We start from the raw sequence: 17260 nt of genomic DNA, 5'->3' as shown, positions 1-17260 counted from the left end.
AACACAGAAAGAACATCATGCAGGTACATAAGTACGATGTAGTGATCGTCGGTGCCGGTGGCGCAGGTATGCGTGCCGCCATTGAGGCCGGCCAGCGAGTTCGCACCGCGGTACTGACCAAGCTATACCCCACCCGCTCCCATACCGGTGCGGCACAGGGTGGCATGTGCGCCGCTCTGGCTAACGTTGAAGAGGACAACTGGGAGTGGCACACCTTTGACACCGTCAAGGGTGGCGACTACCTGGTCGACCAGGACGCAGCAGAAATCATGGCTAAGGAAGCTATTGACGCTGTGCTCGACCTGGAAAAGATGGGTCTTCCCTTCAACCGAACCCCCGAAGGCCGCATTGACCAGCGCCGCTTCGGCGGTCACACCCGTGACCACGGTAAGGCTGCTGTGCGCCGCGCATGCTACGCAGCTGACCGTACCGGCCACATGATTCTGCAGACCCTCTACCAGAACTGCGTTCGTCACAATGTGGAGTTCTACAACGAGTTCTACGTTCTCGACCTGATTCTGGTCAAGGACGAAGAGGGCAAGCCCCGCCCCGCCGGCGTCGTCTCCTACGACCTGGCAACCGGCGAGGTCCACGTCTTCCAGGCTAAGTCCGTGATCTTCGCATCCGGCGGCTGTGGCAAGATTTTCAAGACCACCTCCAACGCACACACCCTCACCGGTGACGGCATGGCTATCGCACTGCGTGCAGGCCTGCCCCTGGAGGACATGGAATTCGTTCAGTTCCACCCGACCGGCCTGGCTGGCCTGGGCATTCTCGTCACCGAGGGTGCTCGTGGTGAAGGCGGTATTCTCCGTAATGCTGACGGTGAGCGCTTCATGGAGCGCTACGCACCCACCATTAAGGACCTCGCACCCCGCGATATCGTGGCACGTGCAATGGCAAACGAGGTGCGCGAAGGCCGCGGTTGCGGTCCCCACAAGGACTACGTGCTGCTGGACCTGACCCACCTGGAGCCCTCCCACATCGACGAGAAGCTGCCGGACATTACCGAGTTCGCTCGTACCTACCTGGCAGTGGAACCGCACCACCAGCCCATCCCGGTGTTCCCCACCGCGCACTACGCAATGGGCGGTATCCCCACCAACAACGAGACCGAGGTCTACCACAACAGCGAAGAGACCATCCCCGGCCTCTACGCAGCTGGTGAGGTTGCTTGTGTGTCCGTCCACGGTGCAAACCGTCTGGGCACCAACTCCCTGCTGGACATCAACGTGTTCGGTAAGCGTGCAGGCCGCAAGGCAGCAGAGTACGCAGCATCCGCTGAGTTCGTACCGGTTCCGGACGACGCAGCAGATCGCGTTCTCAACATGCTCAACGGCATCCTCGAAGGCAAGGGCACCGAGAAGGTCGGCGCTATCCGCGCAGACCTGCAGAAGGCTATGGAAGCTGACATGCAGGTGTTCCGTACCGACGAGACCATCCGCGCAGCACTGGCAACCATCGCTGAATTGGAAGAGCGTTACAAGAACATCTCCATCCAGGACAAGGGCAAGCGCTTCAACCTCGACCTGCTTGAGGCTGTTGAGCTTGGCTTCCTGATTGAGCTGGCAAAGGTCATGTCCGTTGGCGCGCTGCACCGTAAGGAATCCCGTGGTGGTCACTACCGCGAGGACTTCCCCAAGCGTGACGATGTCAACTTCATGAAGCACTCGATGGTCTACCTCGACCCCGAATCCGAGTTTGAGGGTGTCAAGGGCCTGCGATTCGAAACCAAGCCCGTTGTCTACACCCGCTACGAGCCGAAGGAGCGTAAGTACTAAAATGGCTGAAAACGAACTCCCCGAACCGGAATCCGTCAAGCTGTTTGAGGGTATGACCGGCGGCGACTCCGACTCCATCCCCACGTACGATGTGGTCATCAAGATTCGTCGCTACAACCCGGAAGTTTCCTCCGAGGCGTACTGGGATGAATTCCCGCTGACCATGTACCGCACCGACCGCGTGCTGGATGCTCTGCACAAGATCAAGTGGGAAGTAGACGGCTCCGTCTCCTTCCGCCGCTCCTGCGCACACGGCATCTGCGGCTCGGACGCAATGCGCATCAACGGCCGTAACCGCCTGGCTTGCAAGACCCTGCTGAAGGACCTTGACCTGACCAAGCCGATTACCGTTGAGCCCATCAAGGGTCTGCCCTGCGAAAAGGACCTCATCGTTGACATGGAGCCCTTCTTCCAGGCATACCGCGAAATCATGCCGTTCTTCATCAACGATTCGAACGAGCCTGAGCGTGAGCGCCTGCAGACCATTGAGGACCGTGCACGTTTCGATGACACCACCAAGTGCATCCTCTGTGCAGCATGTACCTCGTCCTGCCCGGTCTTCTGGACCGACGGTCAGTACTTCGGCCCCTCCGCTATCGTGAACGCACACCGCTTCATCTTCGACTCGCGCGATGATGCAGGCGACCTGCGTCTGGAGATCCTCAACGACAAGGAAGGCGTATGGCGTTGCCGTACCACCTTCAACTGCACCGAGGCTTGCCCCCGTGGCATCCAGATCACCAAGGCTATTGCCGAGGTGAAGCAGGCAATCCTGAGCCGCTCGCTCTAATCTGAGTACGCGGTGTCAGCTGATACAGCATTGACGATTCAAGCCGTCACCCACACCGGGTGGCGGCTTGAATCTTTTTAACAGAAAAGGACCGGCTTCAAATCGCGGGGCAGAGCATTGAACGGGGCTTCGGCGGGCAGGAGTACTCTTCACAATCTGTCATAAAGTCATAGATATTCTCGAGGGCTGTCAGAAAGGGGCGGCGGGTAGGTAAACCCCGGCGGGCGGCGTTATTCTACTGTGTATGGTTTTCGCTAATTCTCGCTACGATTTGTCCACCCCTGTCTTCGACGACTGGGTGGAGCGCATGATGGGTACCCTTGTGCAGTTCCGCCGCGAAGTGCACGCCAACCCGGAGCTTTCCTTCCGTGAAGTGGCGACCACTGAGCGCCTCATGAATCGACTGCGAGAAGCCGGCATGAATCCTGTTGCTTGCGAAGGCACCGGCTGCTACGTCGATATCGGAAGCGGTCCCTTTGCCGTGGCTCTGCGTGCCGATATTGATGCTCTGCCCATTGTTGAGCAGACAGACCTGCCCTACGCCTCCACCGTGCCCGGTGTGATGCACGCCTGCGGCCATGATATTCACCAGACCGTCATGCTCGGTGTAGCTCTGGCACTGCACGAGCTGAACGAGAAGACCCCGCTGGGCCGTAGCGTCCGCATTCTTTTCCAGCCCGCTGAGGAGCAGCTGCCCGGCGGTGCGGTGCAGATGATTTCGCAGGGTCTGCTCAAGGATATTCCGCGTGCTTTCGCTCTGCACTGTGACCCGAAGGTGGACCTGGGCCAGATCGGTACCCGCATCGGTGCGATTACCAGCGCCTCGGATACCGTGAAAATTCATCTGAGCGGTCACGGCGGCCACACTTCTCGCCCGCATCTGACTGAGGACCTCATCTATGCGATGAGCCAGATTGCTGTGCAGGTTCCCGCCGTGCTGACCCGCCGCACCGACGTGCGTTCGGGCGTGCTGGTCGCCTGGGGCCAGGTCAGTGCTGGTGTTGCTCCCAACGCTATTCCCGCCGAGGGCTACCTGGCGGGTACCATGCGTTGCCTGGATGTTGAGGTTTGGCGTCAGGCAGGCAACATGCTGGATGAAGTCATCGAGCAGGTTGCCGTACCCTTCGGCGTGACCGCGCGTGTGGAGCACATCCGCGGAGTGCCCCCGGTCGTGAACACCGACCTGGAAACCACCATGCTGGAGAACGCGGCTCGCGCCGAACTGGGCGAAGACTCCATTGTGCTGGTTGAGCAGTCCATGGGCGGCGAAGACTTCGCGTGGATGCTGCAGGAAGTTCCCGGCTCCATGTTCCGCCTGGGCACCCGTGCCCCCGGCGACCCCACCTACGATCTGCACCAGGGCGATTACGCCCCGAGCGAGCAGGCAATCGGCATTGGTGTGCGCGTCATGGCGGCAACTGCCCTGCGCGCCGTCCGTTTTGAGCTGGCGAAGGCTGCGAAGGCAGCGAACCCCATCCGCGATGAGGCACGCTAAAGAGCTTCTCGAAAGCTTATAAGTCAGGCTTGAAAGTACGACTATATAGCCGCATCAAGCCTTGAAAACTGTACAAGTTTCACCCCGTTACCTCTCACCGAGTAGCGGGGTGAAACTCTATGCACACGATAGAATTAAAAGGATTATGAGGACATCTGCGTCATGTTCCCGACTCCGTGCCCACACACCTGCGGGGGTTGAAGGAGATGGCGCACCATCACACGGCGCACGCCGGAGGAGGACACCCAATGAGCTTCTTTGGAATCGGCAAGAAGAAGTTGGATGAACAGTCGCGCGAAGAACAGAGCGCCGAAACCGCTAAGGCTCAGAAAGAACAGGCAAGCGAAGACGCTCCTAAGAGCGCGCGACTGAGCGAAAAGATTATGGAACAGCAGCAGTGGGAGGACTCCCTGCGCCGCTTCGTGAAGTCTGAAAGCGCACGCCACCAGAACCACGACGAAGAGCAGAATGAAGAGCACCGCGCTGTTGAGGATCTCAAGCGTGCCCTCCTGCACGGCGATGAGAAGGTTGAAGAATCTTCCGCTGCTGAGGAGCTGACCGAGGAACAGGCGAAGGAGCAGGAGCGTCGTAGCCTGCTGGCTGCGCTTGGTGCTTTCCCGCAGGAATCTGAGGAGCCTGTTGAGGTCGAGCAGAATACTGAGGACCAGGACGTTAAAGAAGAAGTCGCCCCGGTTGCTGAGGCTGCTCAGCCCGCTACCCCCGCGTTCCTGCGCGATGATGAAGAGTCCGAAGCTGAGGACGCATCTATCGAGGCGCAGGAGCCTAAGGACGTCGCAGCGGATGCACGTTCCCAGTTTGAAGAGCACCTACGTGCTCTGCGTGCCCAGAATGTCGAAGATACTGCCGCTGAGGTCGCTGAAGCGGCTGCAGACGAGGCAGAGGGTGGCGAAGAGCTTGAGGTTGCTGACGCTGTTGTAGAAGCTACTGAGAACAAGTCTGAGAACGCTCATTCTGCATCTGCAGCTGAGGACGTATCTGCAGGTGCTGAAGACTCCCTGACCGCAGAAGACCTGAAGACTGCCCGCACCCGCGCCGCTGTCACCGAGGCACAGAACGCCGGCCTGGACGACCTGGCGGCAGCCTACGCTGCTCGCCTGGGCATCACCCTCGATAGCGAAGAGGAGACTTTCGGCGAGGTCGCCTCCGATGAGGTAATCGCTGAAGAAGCTCCCGCTGATGAGGTAGTTGCTGAGGAAGCAGAGTCCGCTGAGGCACCCGAGTCCACTGAAGCTGCTGAATCTGTCGAAGACGCTGAGGCCTCTGAGGCACCCGCACCTGTTGCTGATGCTACTGAAGACTTCGAATCCGAGGAGACCATTGACCTTACCGCAGGCGTAGAAGAGGCTGCAGAGCCTGTTGCCGCTGGTGAGGAAGAGCCGATTGAGGCTGTCGTTGAGGCACCTGAACTGCTGGCATCTGAACTTACTGAGGAAGAAGACGCGGTCTCTGATGAGACCGAGTTGCTCTCCGCTGTATCCGTTGAGGAGAAGCACGAAGCGTCCGTCTCTGAATCGCTCGAGGCTGAGGACTTCGACGCTGAAGAAGAGAACACCGCAGAGCTGATCTTTGACACTTCCGCTGTTGAAGAAAGCGCTGTTGAGGACAGCACCGCGGAAGAAACCGCTACGGAAGAGCCTGCTACCAAGATTGAGGACTCCGCGGCTGAAGGCTCCGGTTCTGAGGACGACGAGCCCGTCGAGAGCTCCTCTGTAGCTCCTGCTCTTGCCGCTGTTGCTGCACCCGTGGCTGCTGCCGCTGCTGTTGCCTCCGCCGCAAAGGCTGATAAGGCTGAGGAGAAGGCAGAAAAGGGTACCTCTCAGGGGGTCGCTCTGACCGCAGAGGCCATCGATAAGAAGGAAGCCGAGAAGCAGGAGGCTTCCGCTCGTGAAGAGTCCGCTCAGGAGCCCGCTGCAGAGTTGAAGGAAGCTGAGCAGAAGCTCAGCGAAGACGAGGCAGAGCTGGTTGCCGAGTCCATCATCCTGAGCGAGCCCGCAGAGGGCGCAGCGACCCTGCCCGCTCTCCCCAAGCAGCGTGCCCTCTATGGCCTGGCGGAGCTCATGCGCACCCGCGGTTCGGGCACCATGAGCCTGGAACTGCGCCAGGTGGATGAGGATATGCACTACCGTCTGCTGCACCGCGGTCGCGAGGTCGAAACCGGCATTGTGGTGCCCGGCATTGACTGGTTCGCACCCGTGGCGGCACTGTACACCGAGGCTCAGCAGGCCGGCGCAACCTGGAACCGCGCGGCGGTCTCTCTGAACCCGCGTCTAGGTGACGGCCTGGAGGTTCACGCATCCTACCTGGGTATGGCGGACGGCCAGACCACCCGTGAGAGCTTCCTGCTGGAGGGCACCGCTGTCGAGGCTAAGCCCGTTGCAACCGCTGAGGCTGCTGAGGCTACTTCGCAGGAGGAGACTCAGGAAGCTGCTGTTCAGCGTGCTGACTCGGTTGAGGCTGAGCGTGAGGCTATCGAGCGTGAGCTGGAGGCTGAGCTTGCTCAGAAGCAGGCGGCTAACGAGGCTGAGGCCGCTGTTGAATCCACTGAAGAGCCTGTCGTTGAGGCTGCTGAAGAGGGTACCTCTTCGGGTCTGCTGCCTGCCGCCGGTCTTGCTGCGGCCGGTACCGTAGCGGCTGGTGCCGCTGTCGCCTCCGCACAGGAGAAGGAAGACGTAGAGGAATCTGTCGAAGCTTCTGACGAACCTGCTCAGACTGAGTTTGCGCCGGTTGAAGCTGAATTCGAGCACGATTACGAGAACGACCCGGTCTTCGGTGCGGCTACCGTAGAACCCGAAACTGAGCAGGCTGAAGAGTCCGCCGCTGAGGCAACCGAGGTATCCGCCGAGGACTCTGATGAGCCCGGCGAAGATATGGAAGCCGCCCTGGCAGCCATCGTTGCCAACGCTCAGAAGAAGCTGGACGCTGAGGAAGCACCTGCTGAGGAAGTTTCGGCTGTCGAGGAGCAGAAGGCTGCCGCTCCCGTGGTCGCAGAGTCCTTCACCCTGGACCGCACCCAGCCCGTTGAAGAAGCTGCAGAAGAGCCGGTCGCAGAGAGCTCCGAAGAACCCGCCCTGCCCGCGTTCTTGGACGACTCTGAACTGCTGCCCGAGAAGGAAACCTCCGCCGCTTCCGCTGAAGCGCCCGCCGAGGAACCTGCCCTCGTAGACGTTGAGCCTGCCGCTGAGAGCGCATCTGTGGCACCCGGCCTGGCTGGTGCTCTTGCCGCAGCTGCCGCAGTGGGCACCGCCGGTGCCGCTGCGAAGGCTACCGGCGTTCAGGAAGAGCCCGCTGAGAAGGTCGCTGAGCTCAAGATCGTTGAGGTGACCCCCGCAGCTAAGATTGCTGAGGCTCCCGTAGCGCTTGCGCCCGCCTCCGAGGCTACCGCTCAGACTGCACCGGCAGCACCTGTAGCAGAGGCGGCACCCGCTGCGGCGACCACCCCGGTTGCCCTGCCGGAGAGCACCCCGGCAGGTATCTCCTCCAGCATCTCGGCATCCGCGCTGAGCGAGCTCAACCAGCTGCCCACCATCGTGGCTGAGCCGGACACCCCCTCCGCCGCGGTGCAGAGCCCGCTGGTTCCCTCGGAGACTCAGCTGGCAGCCGGTAACCTGGTTCTGACCGAGGCTCAGGTCGCTCAGCGTCTGGCGCCGGTCGTCGAGCACCTCTTCGGCGAGAACGGCACCGCAAAGGACGCCACTACCGTGCTGATTCGTGTACGCGCCCTCGGTTCCTACTACGACGCCCTGACCCACGTGCGCCGCAACGGCTTCTGGGAGCAGGTCCGTACCTTCGAGCTGATTCCCGAAACCCTGCTGGACATTCCGGCGCTGAAGACCGACTCGTACAGCGAGGGCGAGGGCTCGCCGCTGGCTATGAGCCTGACCTTCACCCCGGGCGTGCCGGTTCAGGCGGCATTCGATTATGCGAATGAGCAGGCGTTTGTCACCTACCCGCGTCCGTTGGATGCTGAGCGTTACGTTGAGGAGCTGCGTATGTTCCCGCGTTTGGGTTCGAAGATCCCGGCTCATATGACGAGCGCGCTTTCGCACTGGAACCTCTAAAACCTTGTAAGGTGTGCCGCGCCGGCTCCCCATGTGGGGGTCGGCGCGGCGCGCTATGTTTGTCATTTTTTCGATGAGGAAGATTGTTATGACTGATACCTCTAATACTCCTGAGGCTTCTGCGGCGCAGAACGTTCAGGACACTGCCGCCCGCGCGGCTGAAGCCTTCGGCACCCTGGTGGAAACCATGGCGCTGCTGCGCGCACCGGGCGGTTGCCCGTGGGATGCTGAGCAGACTCACGCCTCCCTAATCCGCTACCTGGTGGAGGAAGCCTACGAGGTTGTCGAGGCGGTAGAAACCGGCGGCGAGCCGAATATGCCGCTGCTGCGTGAGGAGCTGGGCGACGTGCTGCTACAGGTGGTGTTCCACTCTGATATTGCTGCGGCAAACCCGCAGGGCTTCGACATCGTGCAGGTGGTTGAGGGCCTTGTGCAGAAGCTTCGTTCGCGCCACCCCGATGTGTTTGCGGCTGAGTCTGAGGGCTCTTCGGAGGCGCCTCGCACCGCGGCTGAGCAGCAGGCGGCGTGGGATGCGTTGAAGAAGAAGGAGAAGAGTGACCGTGGCGCGCTGGACGGTATTCCGCCGCATCTACCGGCGCTCGCTATGGCTGAGAAGACTGCTGTGAAGGCACGTAAGGCGGGTATTATCCTGCCGCCGGAGCCCACGAGCATGGAGGACGACCTGCGCTATATGCACACTGAAGAGGAATTCGGTGAGCTGCTCTTTGCGTTGGTGAGCCGCGCACAGCGTAATGGTTTGGATCCGGAGCGTGCTCTGCGTTCGTACACTCGCCGCTATATTGCTCAGCATATGCATGATGAGCCGAGCTATTAGAAACGCTGGTTGAGTTCTTCTGTGAGGCGCTTTGAAATCTGTTCTCTGAGGGAATGAAAGGTTTCAAAGCGCCTTCTGTTTGTTTGGGGTTGTGTTGGGCAACCGTGAGGATGCTCGTGGCACATGCCCCGGCATTTGGGCTCATGTTGTGCTTTGGTCGAGTACCCACACCCTCACAATGTGGGGGAGTGTGGGTCTTGTTCCGCTTTGTAGCGCCTGACTAAGGGTTATCTAGACCTTCATTAAGGCAATAAAAAAGCGGTGGCAACTAGTGTGTTTGTGTGGGAGTTTTGCTAGAATTTAGGGGACGCGACTTGTCCACTACCGGGTGAGCCGTTCACATCCTTGACATCTCATAAGGAGAACAATTCATGGCTGTTATTACCGCAGTTCACGCACGCCAGATCCTGGATTCCCGTGGCAACCCGACCGTTGAGGTTGAGGTTCTGCTCGAAGACGGTGCTTTCGCACGCGCAGCTGTGCCCTCGGGCGCATCCACCGGTGAGTGGGAAGCTGTTGAGCGCCGCGATGGCGACAAGTCCGTATACCTGGGCAAGGGTGTTCTGGGCGCAGTGAAGTCTGTTATCGAAGAAATCGCTGAAGAGGTCATCGGCATTGAGGCTTCCGACCAGCGCGCTGTTGACGCAGCCATGATTGCTCTGGATGCAACCAACAACAAGGGCAAGCTGGGCGCAAACGCAATCCTGGGTGTCTCCCTGGCTGTTGCTAAGGCAGCTGCTGAGTCCGCTGACCTGCCCCTGTACAAGTACCTCGGCGGCCCGAACGCTCACGTTCTGCCCGTCCCCATGATGAACATCCTCAACGGTGGTTCTCACGCAGACTCCAACGTTGACATCCAGGAGTTCATGATTGCTCCCATCGGCTTCGACAACTACTCTGACGCTCTGCGCGCAGGTGTTGAGGTTTACCACTCCCTGAAGTCCGTGCTGCACGACCGCGGCCTGGCAACCGGCCTGGGCGACGAGGGTGGTTTCGCACCCAACCTGGAGTCCAACGCAGCTGCACTGGACCTGATCGTTGAGGCAATCGAGAAGGCTGGCTACAAGCCGGGCGAGCAGGTTGCACTGGCACTGGACGTTGCATCCTCCGAGTTCTACAACGACGGCGCATACGAGTTCGAGGGCCAGAAGAAGTCCGCAGCTGAGATGAGCGCATACTACGCTGACCTCGTTGCAAAGTACCCCCTGGTTTCCATTGAGGATCCCCTGGATGAGAACGACTGGGAGGGCTACAAGACCCTGACCGAGCAGATTGGTGACAAGGTCCAGATTGTCGGTGACGACCTGTTCGTGACCAACCCCGAGCGCCTGGCTCGCGGTATCGAAGAGGGCGCAGCTAACGCTCTGCTCGTGAAGGTGAACCAGATTGGTTCGCTGACCGAGACCCTCGACGCAATGGAGCTGGCACAGCGCCACGAGTACCGTTGCATGGTTTCTCACCGTTCCGGTGAGACCGAGGACGTCACCATCGCTGACCTGGCTGTTGCAACCAACGCTGGCCAGATAAAGACCGGTGCTCCCGCACGTTCCGAGCGCGTTGCTAAGTACAACCAGCTGCTGCGCATCGAGGAAGAGCTGGGCGAGGCAGCTGTTTACGCTGGCAAGTCCGCATTCCCCCGCTTCAAGGCATAAGTTACTGAAGCATCCGACCGCGTGAGCGGTTAGACGTCAAGGAGGCGGTGCTACCCCGTAGGGGAGTGGCACCGCCTCCTTCTCTGTGCGCGATCTATCAGCTCAGGTATGCCGTGGCAGGGTAGAATGTATCGCTTGCAACATAGAGCTGGGGAAGCCCTCCGAACCCGGTAGAATATGAAGGAAGCGTTTAGCGGCACAGAACGGAACGAAGGATAGAGCAATGAGCCAGCGAGCAAACCAGCAGACCCGGTCGCACTCTACGAGTTCCACTGCACCCGCTCAGGGCGCTACCGCCTCCGATGCGCCGCGTGGCGCCGCTAAGGAAGCCCGCACCTCCCTGATGAAAAAGGCTAGTGCCCTTTTCTTCGGCGTGGGCTTGAACCAGCGCCACCCCGAGCGTGAACGTCAGGCGCAGGCTCGCCGTGAGGAGCGTGCCCGCCGCCGCGCCGCAGCCCAGCAGGGCAGTGAAGAAGGCGGATACGATGCCCCCGTGGCGGCTCATATGTTCTCCGGTCGTAGCTTCCTGACCGCTGTTGTGGTGGGCGTGATTGCGCTCGGTACCGCATACCCGGTGGTCACCTACATTGACCAGGACCGGGAAATCAAGCAGATCAACACGCACATTTCCCAGCTGCAACAGGAGAACGCCCAGCTGAAGGCGGAGCAGACCTGGTGGAACGACGACAACTACGTTCGTCAGCAGGCACGTAGCCGCCTCTACTATGTGAACCCCGGCGACACCCCCTACGTGGTCACCGGCATTACCGAGGACTCCACGAAGGCGGACGGTACTTCTGCGAACGCGAAGAACGCCCCCGAGGAAGCCTGGACCACGAAGGTTTGGAATTCTCTCGAGAAGAACTAGCCCCAGCCACCGGCAGGAACCCCCGCCCTGGCAAGCACCCGGCATAAGCGGACGAGGTGACCCCTCGTACCAGAAACTTAGGATTATGAGCACCGAAAACACCATTGAAGAGCTGAAGGCACGCACCCCCGGCGGCTTCGGCGTAACTGTTGAAACCCTGACCCCCACCGAGCAGGACATCCGTGTTCTCTCCGCGCAGCTGGGCCGTAAGGTCCGCGACGTGATTGAGATTCCGGCACGCTGCGTGTGCGGTAACCCGCTCGTGGCTGCTACCGCGCCGCGCCTGAGCAACGGCACCCCCTTCCCGACCGTTTTCTACCTGGCGCATCCGGTGATTACCGCTGCGGCTTCCCGTCTGGAGGCGGGCGGCCTGATGTACGAGATGACCGACTCGCTGGCTGAGGACGCCGACTTGGCGGCACAGTACGCTGCCGCACACGAGAACTACCTGGCTGAGCGTGAGCGCATCCGCCTGATCAGCGGCACCGAAGAGGTCCCGGAGATTGACGGTATCTCTGCCGGCGGTATGCCGACCCGCGTGAAGTGCCTGCACGCTGTTATCGGCCACACTCTGTCGGTGGGTCGCGGCGTGAACCCGATGGGTGACCGCGGCCTGGACGCTATCGCCGAGTGGTGGACCCCCGAGGTCTGCTCCTGCGACCCCGCGTGGCGTGAAGAAGCCTAAATATTGATTCTGGTGCGCCCGCATCGTCTTGAAGGACGGTGCGGGCGCATAATAGATAGAAGAAAGAGCGCCGAAAAGCGAAAATTTTTCGCCTACGGCGCTCGCGTTGCCTTTTGGCACTGATTGGTATTGAAGACCTGAAAGGAACCCACCGTGCGCGTTGGAGCGATTGACTGCGGTACGAACTCTATTCGCCTGCTGATTGCCGATTCCACTACTGAGGTGGTGGACGGGGTCGAGAAGACCGTCCTGAAGGACGTGGTGCGTGAGATGCGCATTGTGCGTCTGGGTCAGGGCGTGGACGCGACCGGCTGGCTGGCGCAGGAGGCGCTGGACCGTACTTTCGCTGCGGCTCGTGAGTACGCGCAGTTGCTGAAGGAGCACGGCGCTGATTCGGTACGTTTTGTGGCGACCAGTGCGACTCGCGATGCGGGTAACCGTCAGGTGTTTGTGGACGGTATCCGCGAGATTTTGGGTATTGAGCCCGAGGTTATCAGCGGTGATGAGGAAGCTGCTCTGTCCTTTGCTGGTGCGGTGCGCGCTGTCGGTTACGGTGATGGCGATACCCTGGTGTTCGACCTGGGTGGCGGTTCGACTGAGTTCGTGCTCGGTGACGAGTCGGGTGTGAAGGCTTCCCGCAGCGTCAATATTGGTTGTGTGCGTCTGACTGAGCGTCACATGATGAGCGCCCCGTCGACTGACTCGCAGATTGCCCGTGTTGAGGCTGATACTGACGAGGCTCTCGAGGTGGCTCGTAAGACTGTGCCCCTGCAGGATGCACGCCGTGTGGTGGCTGTGGCTGGCACCGCGACCACTGTGGCTGCCGCTGCGCTGGGTCTGGACCGCTACGATTCTGAGGCTATTAACGCTCAAAGCTTCTCCGTAGAGACCGTTCAGAAGACCGCCCGCTGGTTGGCTTCGCTGAGCCGAGCCGAGCGTGAGGAGCTCGGCTACATGCACCCCGGCCGGGTGGATGTGATTGGTGCCGGCGCGACGATTTACGCTCGCATCCTGACCCGTCTGAATGAGATGACTGATGGTGCCGTGGATTCGGTGACCGTCAGCGAGCACGACATTCTGGACGGTATCGCTCTGTCCCAGCTGTAGGCTTGAGCGCTCGCGCCGTGAACCGATGGTGGTTCGCGGCGCGGCTCAGCTTGAGGAGTTTTAATGTTCCATTCTGAGCGTCGGCGAGGTATGCCCCTGCCCGGCTGGTCTGTTGCGCCGTCTTTCGCCTGTGCGTCTCGTGTATTTGGTGTGCGCGCTTCGGTTGGTTCTGACCGAGGCGCTACTCGCCGCATCCCTAAGGTTGCAGCTTTGGGCGCTAGTGCCGCGTTGACTCTTCTGCCGTTGTGGACTCCGCTGGCGCCTGCCGCTTGGGCGACTGACCCGACGCCTTCTGCTTCTGCGTCGCCGAGCCCTAAGAGGGAGGTGACGGCGACTCCTTCGCCGTCGGGTACTGCGGTTCCGAAGACTTCGGCGACTCCGAGTCAGGGCGCGTCAACCACGAATGGTGATGATGTTCGTCAGCGTGAGTATTGGCTGAATGAGTACGGTATTACGTCCTTGTGGTCGCAGGCTACGGGTAAGGGCGTGACGGTTGCTGTGATTGATACGGGCGTGGACGGTACCCACCCGGATCTTGAAGGTAATGTTCTGCGCGGTTATGACGCCTCGGGTGTTGGTAGCGAGGACGGCTGGAAGGGCCTGGGCGCTGAGTCGATGCACGGCACGGAGGTCGCTTCTCTGATCGCCGGTCACGGTCACGATACGCGGGGCTATTCTGCAATTGCAGGTCAGCCGGGTAAGCCGACCGGTGTGATTGGTGTAGCTCCCGATGCGAAGATTCTGCCGATTTCGCTGAATATGGGTACGACCGGCGGTAAGAGCATTGATGAGCAGATCCCGGCGGCGGTGCGTTACGCGGTCGATAATGGGGCTCAGATTATTAACATGTCCATTGGCTCGAATAAGACGAGCTGGCCGCAGAGCTGGGATGAGGCGTTTGCCTACGCTGAGCAGAAGGGCGTGCTGATTGTTGCGGCTGCGGGTAACCGCGGTAGCGGCTTGACGCAGGTTGGTGCTCCGGCGACGATTCCTGGCGTGCTGACCGTGGGCGGTATTGACCGGAAGAAGGCTGTTGCTGAGGGGTCGTCGACTCAGGGCATTTCGATTGCTGTGGTTGCTCCGAGTACGGATATGATTGCGGCTGCTCCGGGTAATGGGTACATGCTGTGGTCGGGTTCTTCGGCTGCTGCTCCGTTGGTGACGGGTGTTGCGGCGTTGTTGAAGCAGAAGTATCCGAAGGAGTCTGCGGCTCAGCTGGCTCAGCGTTTGATTGCTTCGGCTGATGATGCTGGCGTGACGGGCCGTGACCCTTTGTATGGTTACGGTATTTTCAATCCGCAGGATGCAATGTCTTTGGCGGCGCCTACGGTGACGGCGAATCCGTTGGGTTCTATTTCTGAGTGGATTGCGGTGCATCGTAAGCGGCAGGTGAGCGATCCGACTCCTAGCGATGCTGCGCCGGTCCATGAGGAGGGTGAGAGCATTGTGAAGGCGGCGGCGCCGGATGCGCGTCGCCCTCCGGAGGATCGTGGCTGGTTGCCACCGGTGATTTTGGCGGCGCTGGTGTTGTGGCTGACGATTATTACGGCTGGTTCTGTGCATCGTTTGCACAGGATGCATGTGAGCGCGGGGCAGGCTGCGCGGATGGCTCGTGCGGCGGCGCATCATCCGGGGTCTCATCGGGGTACTCGCCGGACCTCTCGTTAGTACTGTTTGATGACGTTTTTCTGTTGTACAGTGGCTTTTCTGTTCGCCCGGGGCTGACTTTTGAGTTGGCCCCGGGCTTTATTGTTTGGGTTGGGGGTTCTGGCAGGATAAGCAGTAATAAACGAAAATATCGAACACGCCGCGTAAAAATCAGAAAGGGTGTTTTTGACCGTAACCACCATTAAGGGGTGAACCCCGTTCAGATGCGCAAAACTTTTAACTTAGGGTGCGCCCTGAGACGGCATAAGTGCGAAATTACCTAAACAAAGGCGTAAAATAGAAGATAACAGGTATGTGATAGACAGGCTCGTGCTGCTAGCCACTTCGCGTTGCGCAAGGACTTCCAGAGCGGGCCGCTTTGTTCGTCAGGGGAGCTTTCGGAACGACCCGAAAGTTGCACATACCACCCTACCGGGGCTACCGAACCTCGGTACCTAAAGACTAGGAAGTAACAAAATGGCATTCACTAAGGTGGCACAGGACCGTCCTCGCGTCCTGATCGTCGGTGGCGGCTACGTCGGCTTCACCGTTGCTAAGAAGATCCAGAAGGCTATCAAGGAGACCGGTGGCGTTGTCACCATCGTTGAGCCGAACCCCTACATGACTTACCAGCCCTTCCTCCCCGAGGTTGCAGCAGGTTCCATGGAAGGCCGTAACGCAACTGTGCCGCTGCGCCAGCACCTGCGCGACACCGAGCTGATCCCCGGCCGCGTTCTCTCCATCGACCACGCAAACCGCACCGCTGTAGTGGAGCCCACCGATAACGGTGAGCCCTTCGAGCTGAAGTACGACGAGATCGTCCTCGGCGCAGGCGCTGTGACCCGTGCATTCCCGATTCCGGGTCTGGCAGAGGTTGCTATCGGTCTGAAAACCATTGAAGAGGCAGTTTCTGTTCGTAACTGGGTTCTGGACCGCATCGAGGTCGCATCCATGCTGTCCGACCCTGAAGCACGTCGTCGTGCCCTGACCTTCGTCGTTGTTGGTGGTGGCTTCGCTGGCGTTGAGACCATCTCCGAGCTCGAAGACATGGCACGCGTTGCTGTTGAGCGCAACGAGCGTCTTTCCGTTTCTGACCTGCACTTCGTCATGATTGAGGCTGCACCGCGCATCATGCCCGAGGTTCCCGCAGACCGTGCAGAGAAGGTCGTTGCAGAGCTGCGTGCGCGCGGCATCGAAATCCTGCTGAACACCTCCCTCTCCGACGCAACCGACGGTAACCTGCAGCTGATTAACATGGCTGACAAGTCCCCCGCAGGCGAGATCAAGACCGACACCCTGATCTGGACCGCAGGCGTGGCAGCATCCCCGATGCTGAAGAACACCGACTTCCCGATTGACGAGCGTGGCCGCGTTCGCGTGAGCGCAGACCTGCGCGTCACCGGCGACGACGGCGTGGTTGAGGGTGCTTGGGCTGCAGGCGACAACGCAGCTGTTCCGGATCTCTCCGGTGGCGGCGTGGGCGGCTTCTGCGTTCCCAACGCTCAGCACGCTTCCCGCCAGGCTGTTGTTCTGGCTAAGAACCTGCTGGCTGCTCGCCGCGGCGAGCCCCTGACCGACTACTACCACGAGACCATTGGTGTTGTGGCAGGTCTGGGCCTGTGGAAGGGCGTTGCAAACTTCAAGGGCAAGACCATTGGCGGCCCGCTGGCATGGATCATGCACCGCGGCTACCACGGCTCTGCAATCCCCACCACCGAGCGTACCGTTCGCGTTATGACCACCTGGGCTCTGAACCAGATCTTCGGTCGCGACACCTCCTCGATTCGCCACCAGCGTTCCCCGCGCCTGGCATTCCAGGAAGCAACCGGTACTGCACCGGCACGCCAGAAGGCAAAGCTCTAAAATAGCCTGACTTAGGGGTACGCCCCTGGGATAGCGCATTTGAGATAAAAGCAATGGGCGGTGCGGAAGACTTTGGTCTTCCGCACCGCCTATTTTGCGCCTGGATGCTTGCGAGCTGTCTAGCTTAGCTCCCCACCAGCGCTTTTGCGTGATGCTTGCTGCGGTGGGGTGCGGGGAACTGTTTGAAATGTGTCTCTGCTTAGATTCGGGTGCGTTTTCGTGGAATAATAAATATTTGTGTCCCGGACTGTTCGGGATACGCCCTCATAGTCCAATTGGCAGAGACAGAGGACTTAAAATCCTTGTGTTCTGGGTTCGAGTCCCAGTGGGGGCACTGCATAGACACGCGTAGATGCGCGGTATAGATAGGCGGCGGCTCTTCCCGTAGGGGAGGAGTCGCCGCTCGCGTGTTTGAAGGTTTACATGTCTGGGTTTTTTGGGGGGGGGGGGGGGAAAAA

The 17260-nt window shown here is 60.1% G+C and carries 11 protein-coding genes and 1 tRNA gene; all 12 read left to right on the top strand.

The window, feature by feature from the left end; translation table 11 throughout:
• Positions 1 to 17 precede the first annotated feature (17 nt).
• The 12 genes from sdhA to HMPREF2765_RS04315 all read left to right on the top strand — a co-directional run bounded on the left by sdhA (position 18) and on the right by HMPREF2765_RS04315 (position 17136).
• On the top strand, positions 18 to 1781 hold the full coding sequence (gene sdhA, locus HMPREF2765_RS04370; RefSeq protein ID WP_070542594.1) for a succinate dehydrogenase flavoprotein subunit: 1764 nt from the start codon (positions 18 to 20) through the stop codon (positions 1779 to 1781).
• A 1-nt stretch (position 1782) separates the two neighbouring features.
• Entirely contained in the window at positions 1783 to 2571 is a 789-nt protein-coding gene (locus HMPREF2765_RS04365; RefSeq protein WP_005508960.1) for a succinate dehydrogenase iron-sulfur subunit, read from the top strand.
• Between the two features lie 244 nt (positions 2572 to 2815).
• Positions 2816 to 4066 (top strand): amidohydrolase, encoded by a 1251-nt coding sequence (locus tag HMPREF2765_RS04360; RefSeq protein WP_049358308.1) that lies wholly within the window; start codon positions 2816 to 2818, stop codon positions 4064 to 4066.
• Positions 4067 to 4314: 248 nt separating this feature from the next.
• Positions 4315 to 8145, top strand: a complete 3831-nt coding sequence (locus tag HMPREF2765_RS04355; protein ID WP_070604398.1) for an ornithinee aminotransferase — start codon at positions 4315 to 4317, stop codon at positions 8143 to 8145.
• An 88-nt stretch (positions 8146 to 8233) separates the two neighbouring features.
• On the top strand, positions 8234 to 8980 hold the full coding sequence (locus tag HMPREF2765_RS04350) for a nucleoside triphosphate pyrophosphohydrolase (protein ID WP_070604396.1): 747 nt from the start codon (positions 8234 to 8236) through the stop codon (positions 8978 to 8980).
• Between the two features lie 371 nt (positions 8981 to 9351).
• Positions 9352 to 10632, top strand: a complete 1281-nt coding sequence (gene eno, locus HMPREF2765_RS04345; RefSeq protein WP_005506838.1) for a phosphopyruvate hydratase — start codon at positions 9352 to 9354, stop codon at positions 10630 to 10632.
• A gap of 223 nt (positions 10633 to 10855) precedes the next feature.
• Entirely contained in the window at positions 10856 to 11500 is a 645-nt protein-coding gene (locus tag HMPREF2765_RS04340; RefSeq protein WP_049362338.1) for a septum formation initiator family protein, read from the top strand.
• An 85-nt stretch (positions 11501 to 11585) separates the two neighbouring features.
• Positions 11586 to 12185 (top strand): DUF501 domain-containing protein, encoded by a 600-nt coding sequence (locus HMPREF2765_RS04335; RefSeq protein WP_049341514.1) that lies wholly within the window; start codon positions 11586 to 11588, stop codon positions 12183 to 12185.
• A gap of 153 nt (positions 12186 to 12338) precedes the next feature.
• The gene (locus tag HMPREF2765_RS04330) at positions 12339 to 13292 is read left to right on the top strand and encodes a Ppx/GppA phosphatase family protein (RefSeq protein ID WP_049338698.1); all 954 of its coding nucleotides are present in this window, start codon (positions 12339 to 12341) and stop codon (positions 13290 to 13292) included.
• Positions 13293 to 13355: 63 nt separating this feature from the next.
• Positions 13356 to 14960: a S8 family peptidase gene (locus tag HMPREF2765_RS04325; RefSeq protein ID WP_049358311.1), complete on the top strand. Its 1605-nt coding sequence runs from the start codon at positions 13356 to 13358 to the stop codon at positions 14958 to 14960.
• Between the two features lie 456 nt (positions 14961 to 15416).
• Positions 15417 to 16802 (top strand): NAD(P)/FAD-dependent oxidoreductase, encoded by a 1386-nt coding sequence (locus tag HMPREF2765_RS04320; RefSeq protein WP_049352115.1) that lies wholly within the window; start codon positions 15417 to 15419, stop codon positions 16800 to 16802.
• Positions 16803 to 17062: 260 nt separating this feature from the next.
• Positions 17063 to 17136, top strand: a tRNA-Leu gene (locus tag HMPREF2765_RS04315).
• Positions 17137 to 17260 lie beyond the last annotated feature (124 nt).

Source organism: Rothia sp. HMSC062H08 (assembly GCF_001810775.1).
Lineage (GTDB): Bacteria > Actinomycetota > Actinomycetes > Actinomycetales > Micrococcaceae > Rothia.
This window is presented reverse-complemented; position numbering and strand designations above follow the sequence as displayed.

What these genes read in the sequence shown, in the direction of transcription:
- HMPREF2765_RS04365 (WP_005508960.1), top strand. Translation starts at nt 1,783, where the DNA reads ATGGCTGAAAACGAACTCCCCGAACCGGAATCCGTCAAGCTGTTTGAG.
- HMPREF2765_RS04340 (WP_049362338.1), top strand. Translation starts at nt 10,856, where the DNA reads ATGAGCCAGCGAGCAAACCAGCAGACCCGGTCGCACTCTACGAGTTCC.
- HMPREF2765_RS04355 (WP_070604398.1), top strand. Translation starts at nt 4,315, where the DNA reads ATGAGCTTCTTTGGAATCGGCAAGAAGAAGTTGGATGAACAGTCGCGC.
- HMPREF2765_RS04350 (WP_070604396.1), top strand. Translation starts at nt 8,234, where the DNA reads ATGACTGATACCTCTAATACTCCTGAGGCTTCTGCGGCGCAGAACGTT.
- HMPREF2765_RS04335 (WP_049341514.1), top strand. Translation starts at nt 11,586, where the DNA reads ATGAGCACCGAAAACACCATTGAAGAGCTGAAGGCACGCACCCCCGGC.
- HMPREF2765_RS04325 (WP_049358311.1), top strand. Translation starts at nt 13,356, where the DNA reads ATGTTCCATTCTGAGCGTCGGCGAGGTATGCCCCTGCCCGGCTGGTCT.
- eno (WP_005506838.1), top strand. Translation starts at nt 9,352, where the DNA reads ATGGCTGTTATTACCGCAGTTCACGCACGCCAGATCCTGGATTCCCGT.
- HMPREF2765_RS04320 (WP_049352115.1), top strand. Translation starts at nt 15,417, where the DNA reads ATGGCATTCACTAAGGTGGCACAGGACCGTCCTCGCGTCCTGATCGTC.
- sdhA (WP_070542594.1), top strand. Translation starts at nt 18, where the DNA reads ATGCAGGTACATAAGTACGATGTAGTGATCGTCGGTGCCGGTGGCGCA.
- HMPREF2765_RS04360 (WP_049358308.1), top strand. Translation starts at nt 2,816, where the DNA reads ATGGTTTTCGCTAATTCTCGCTACGATTTGTCCACCCCTGTCTTCGAC.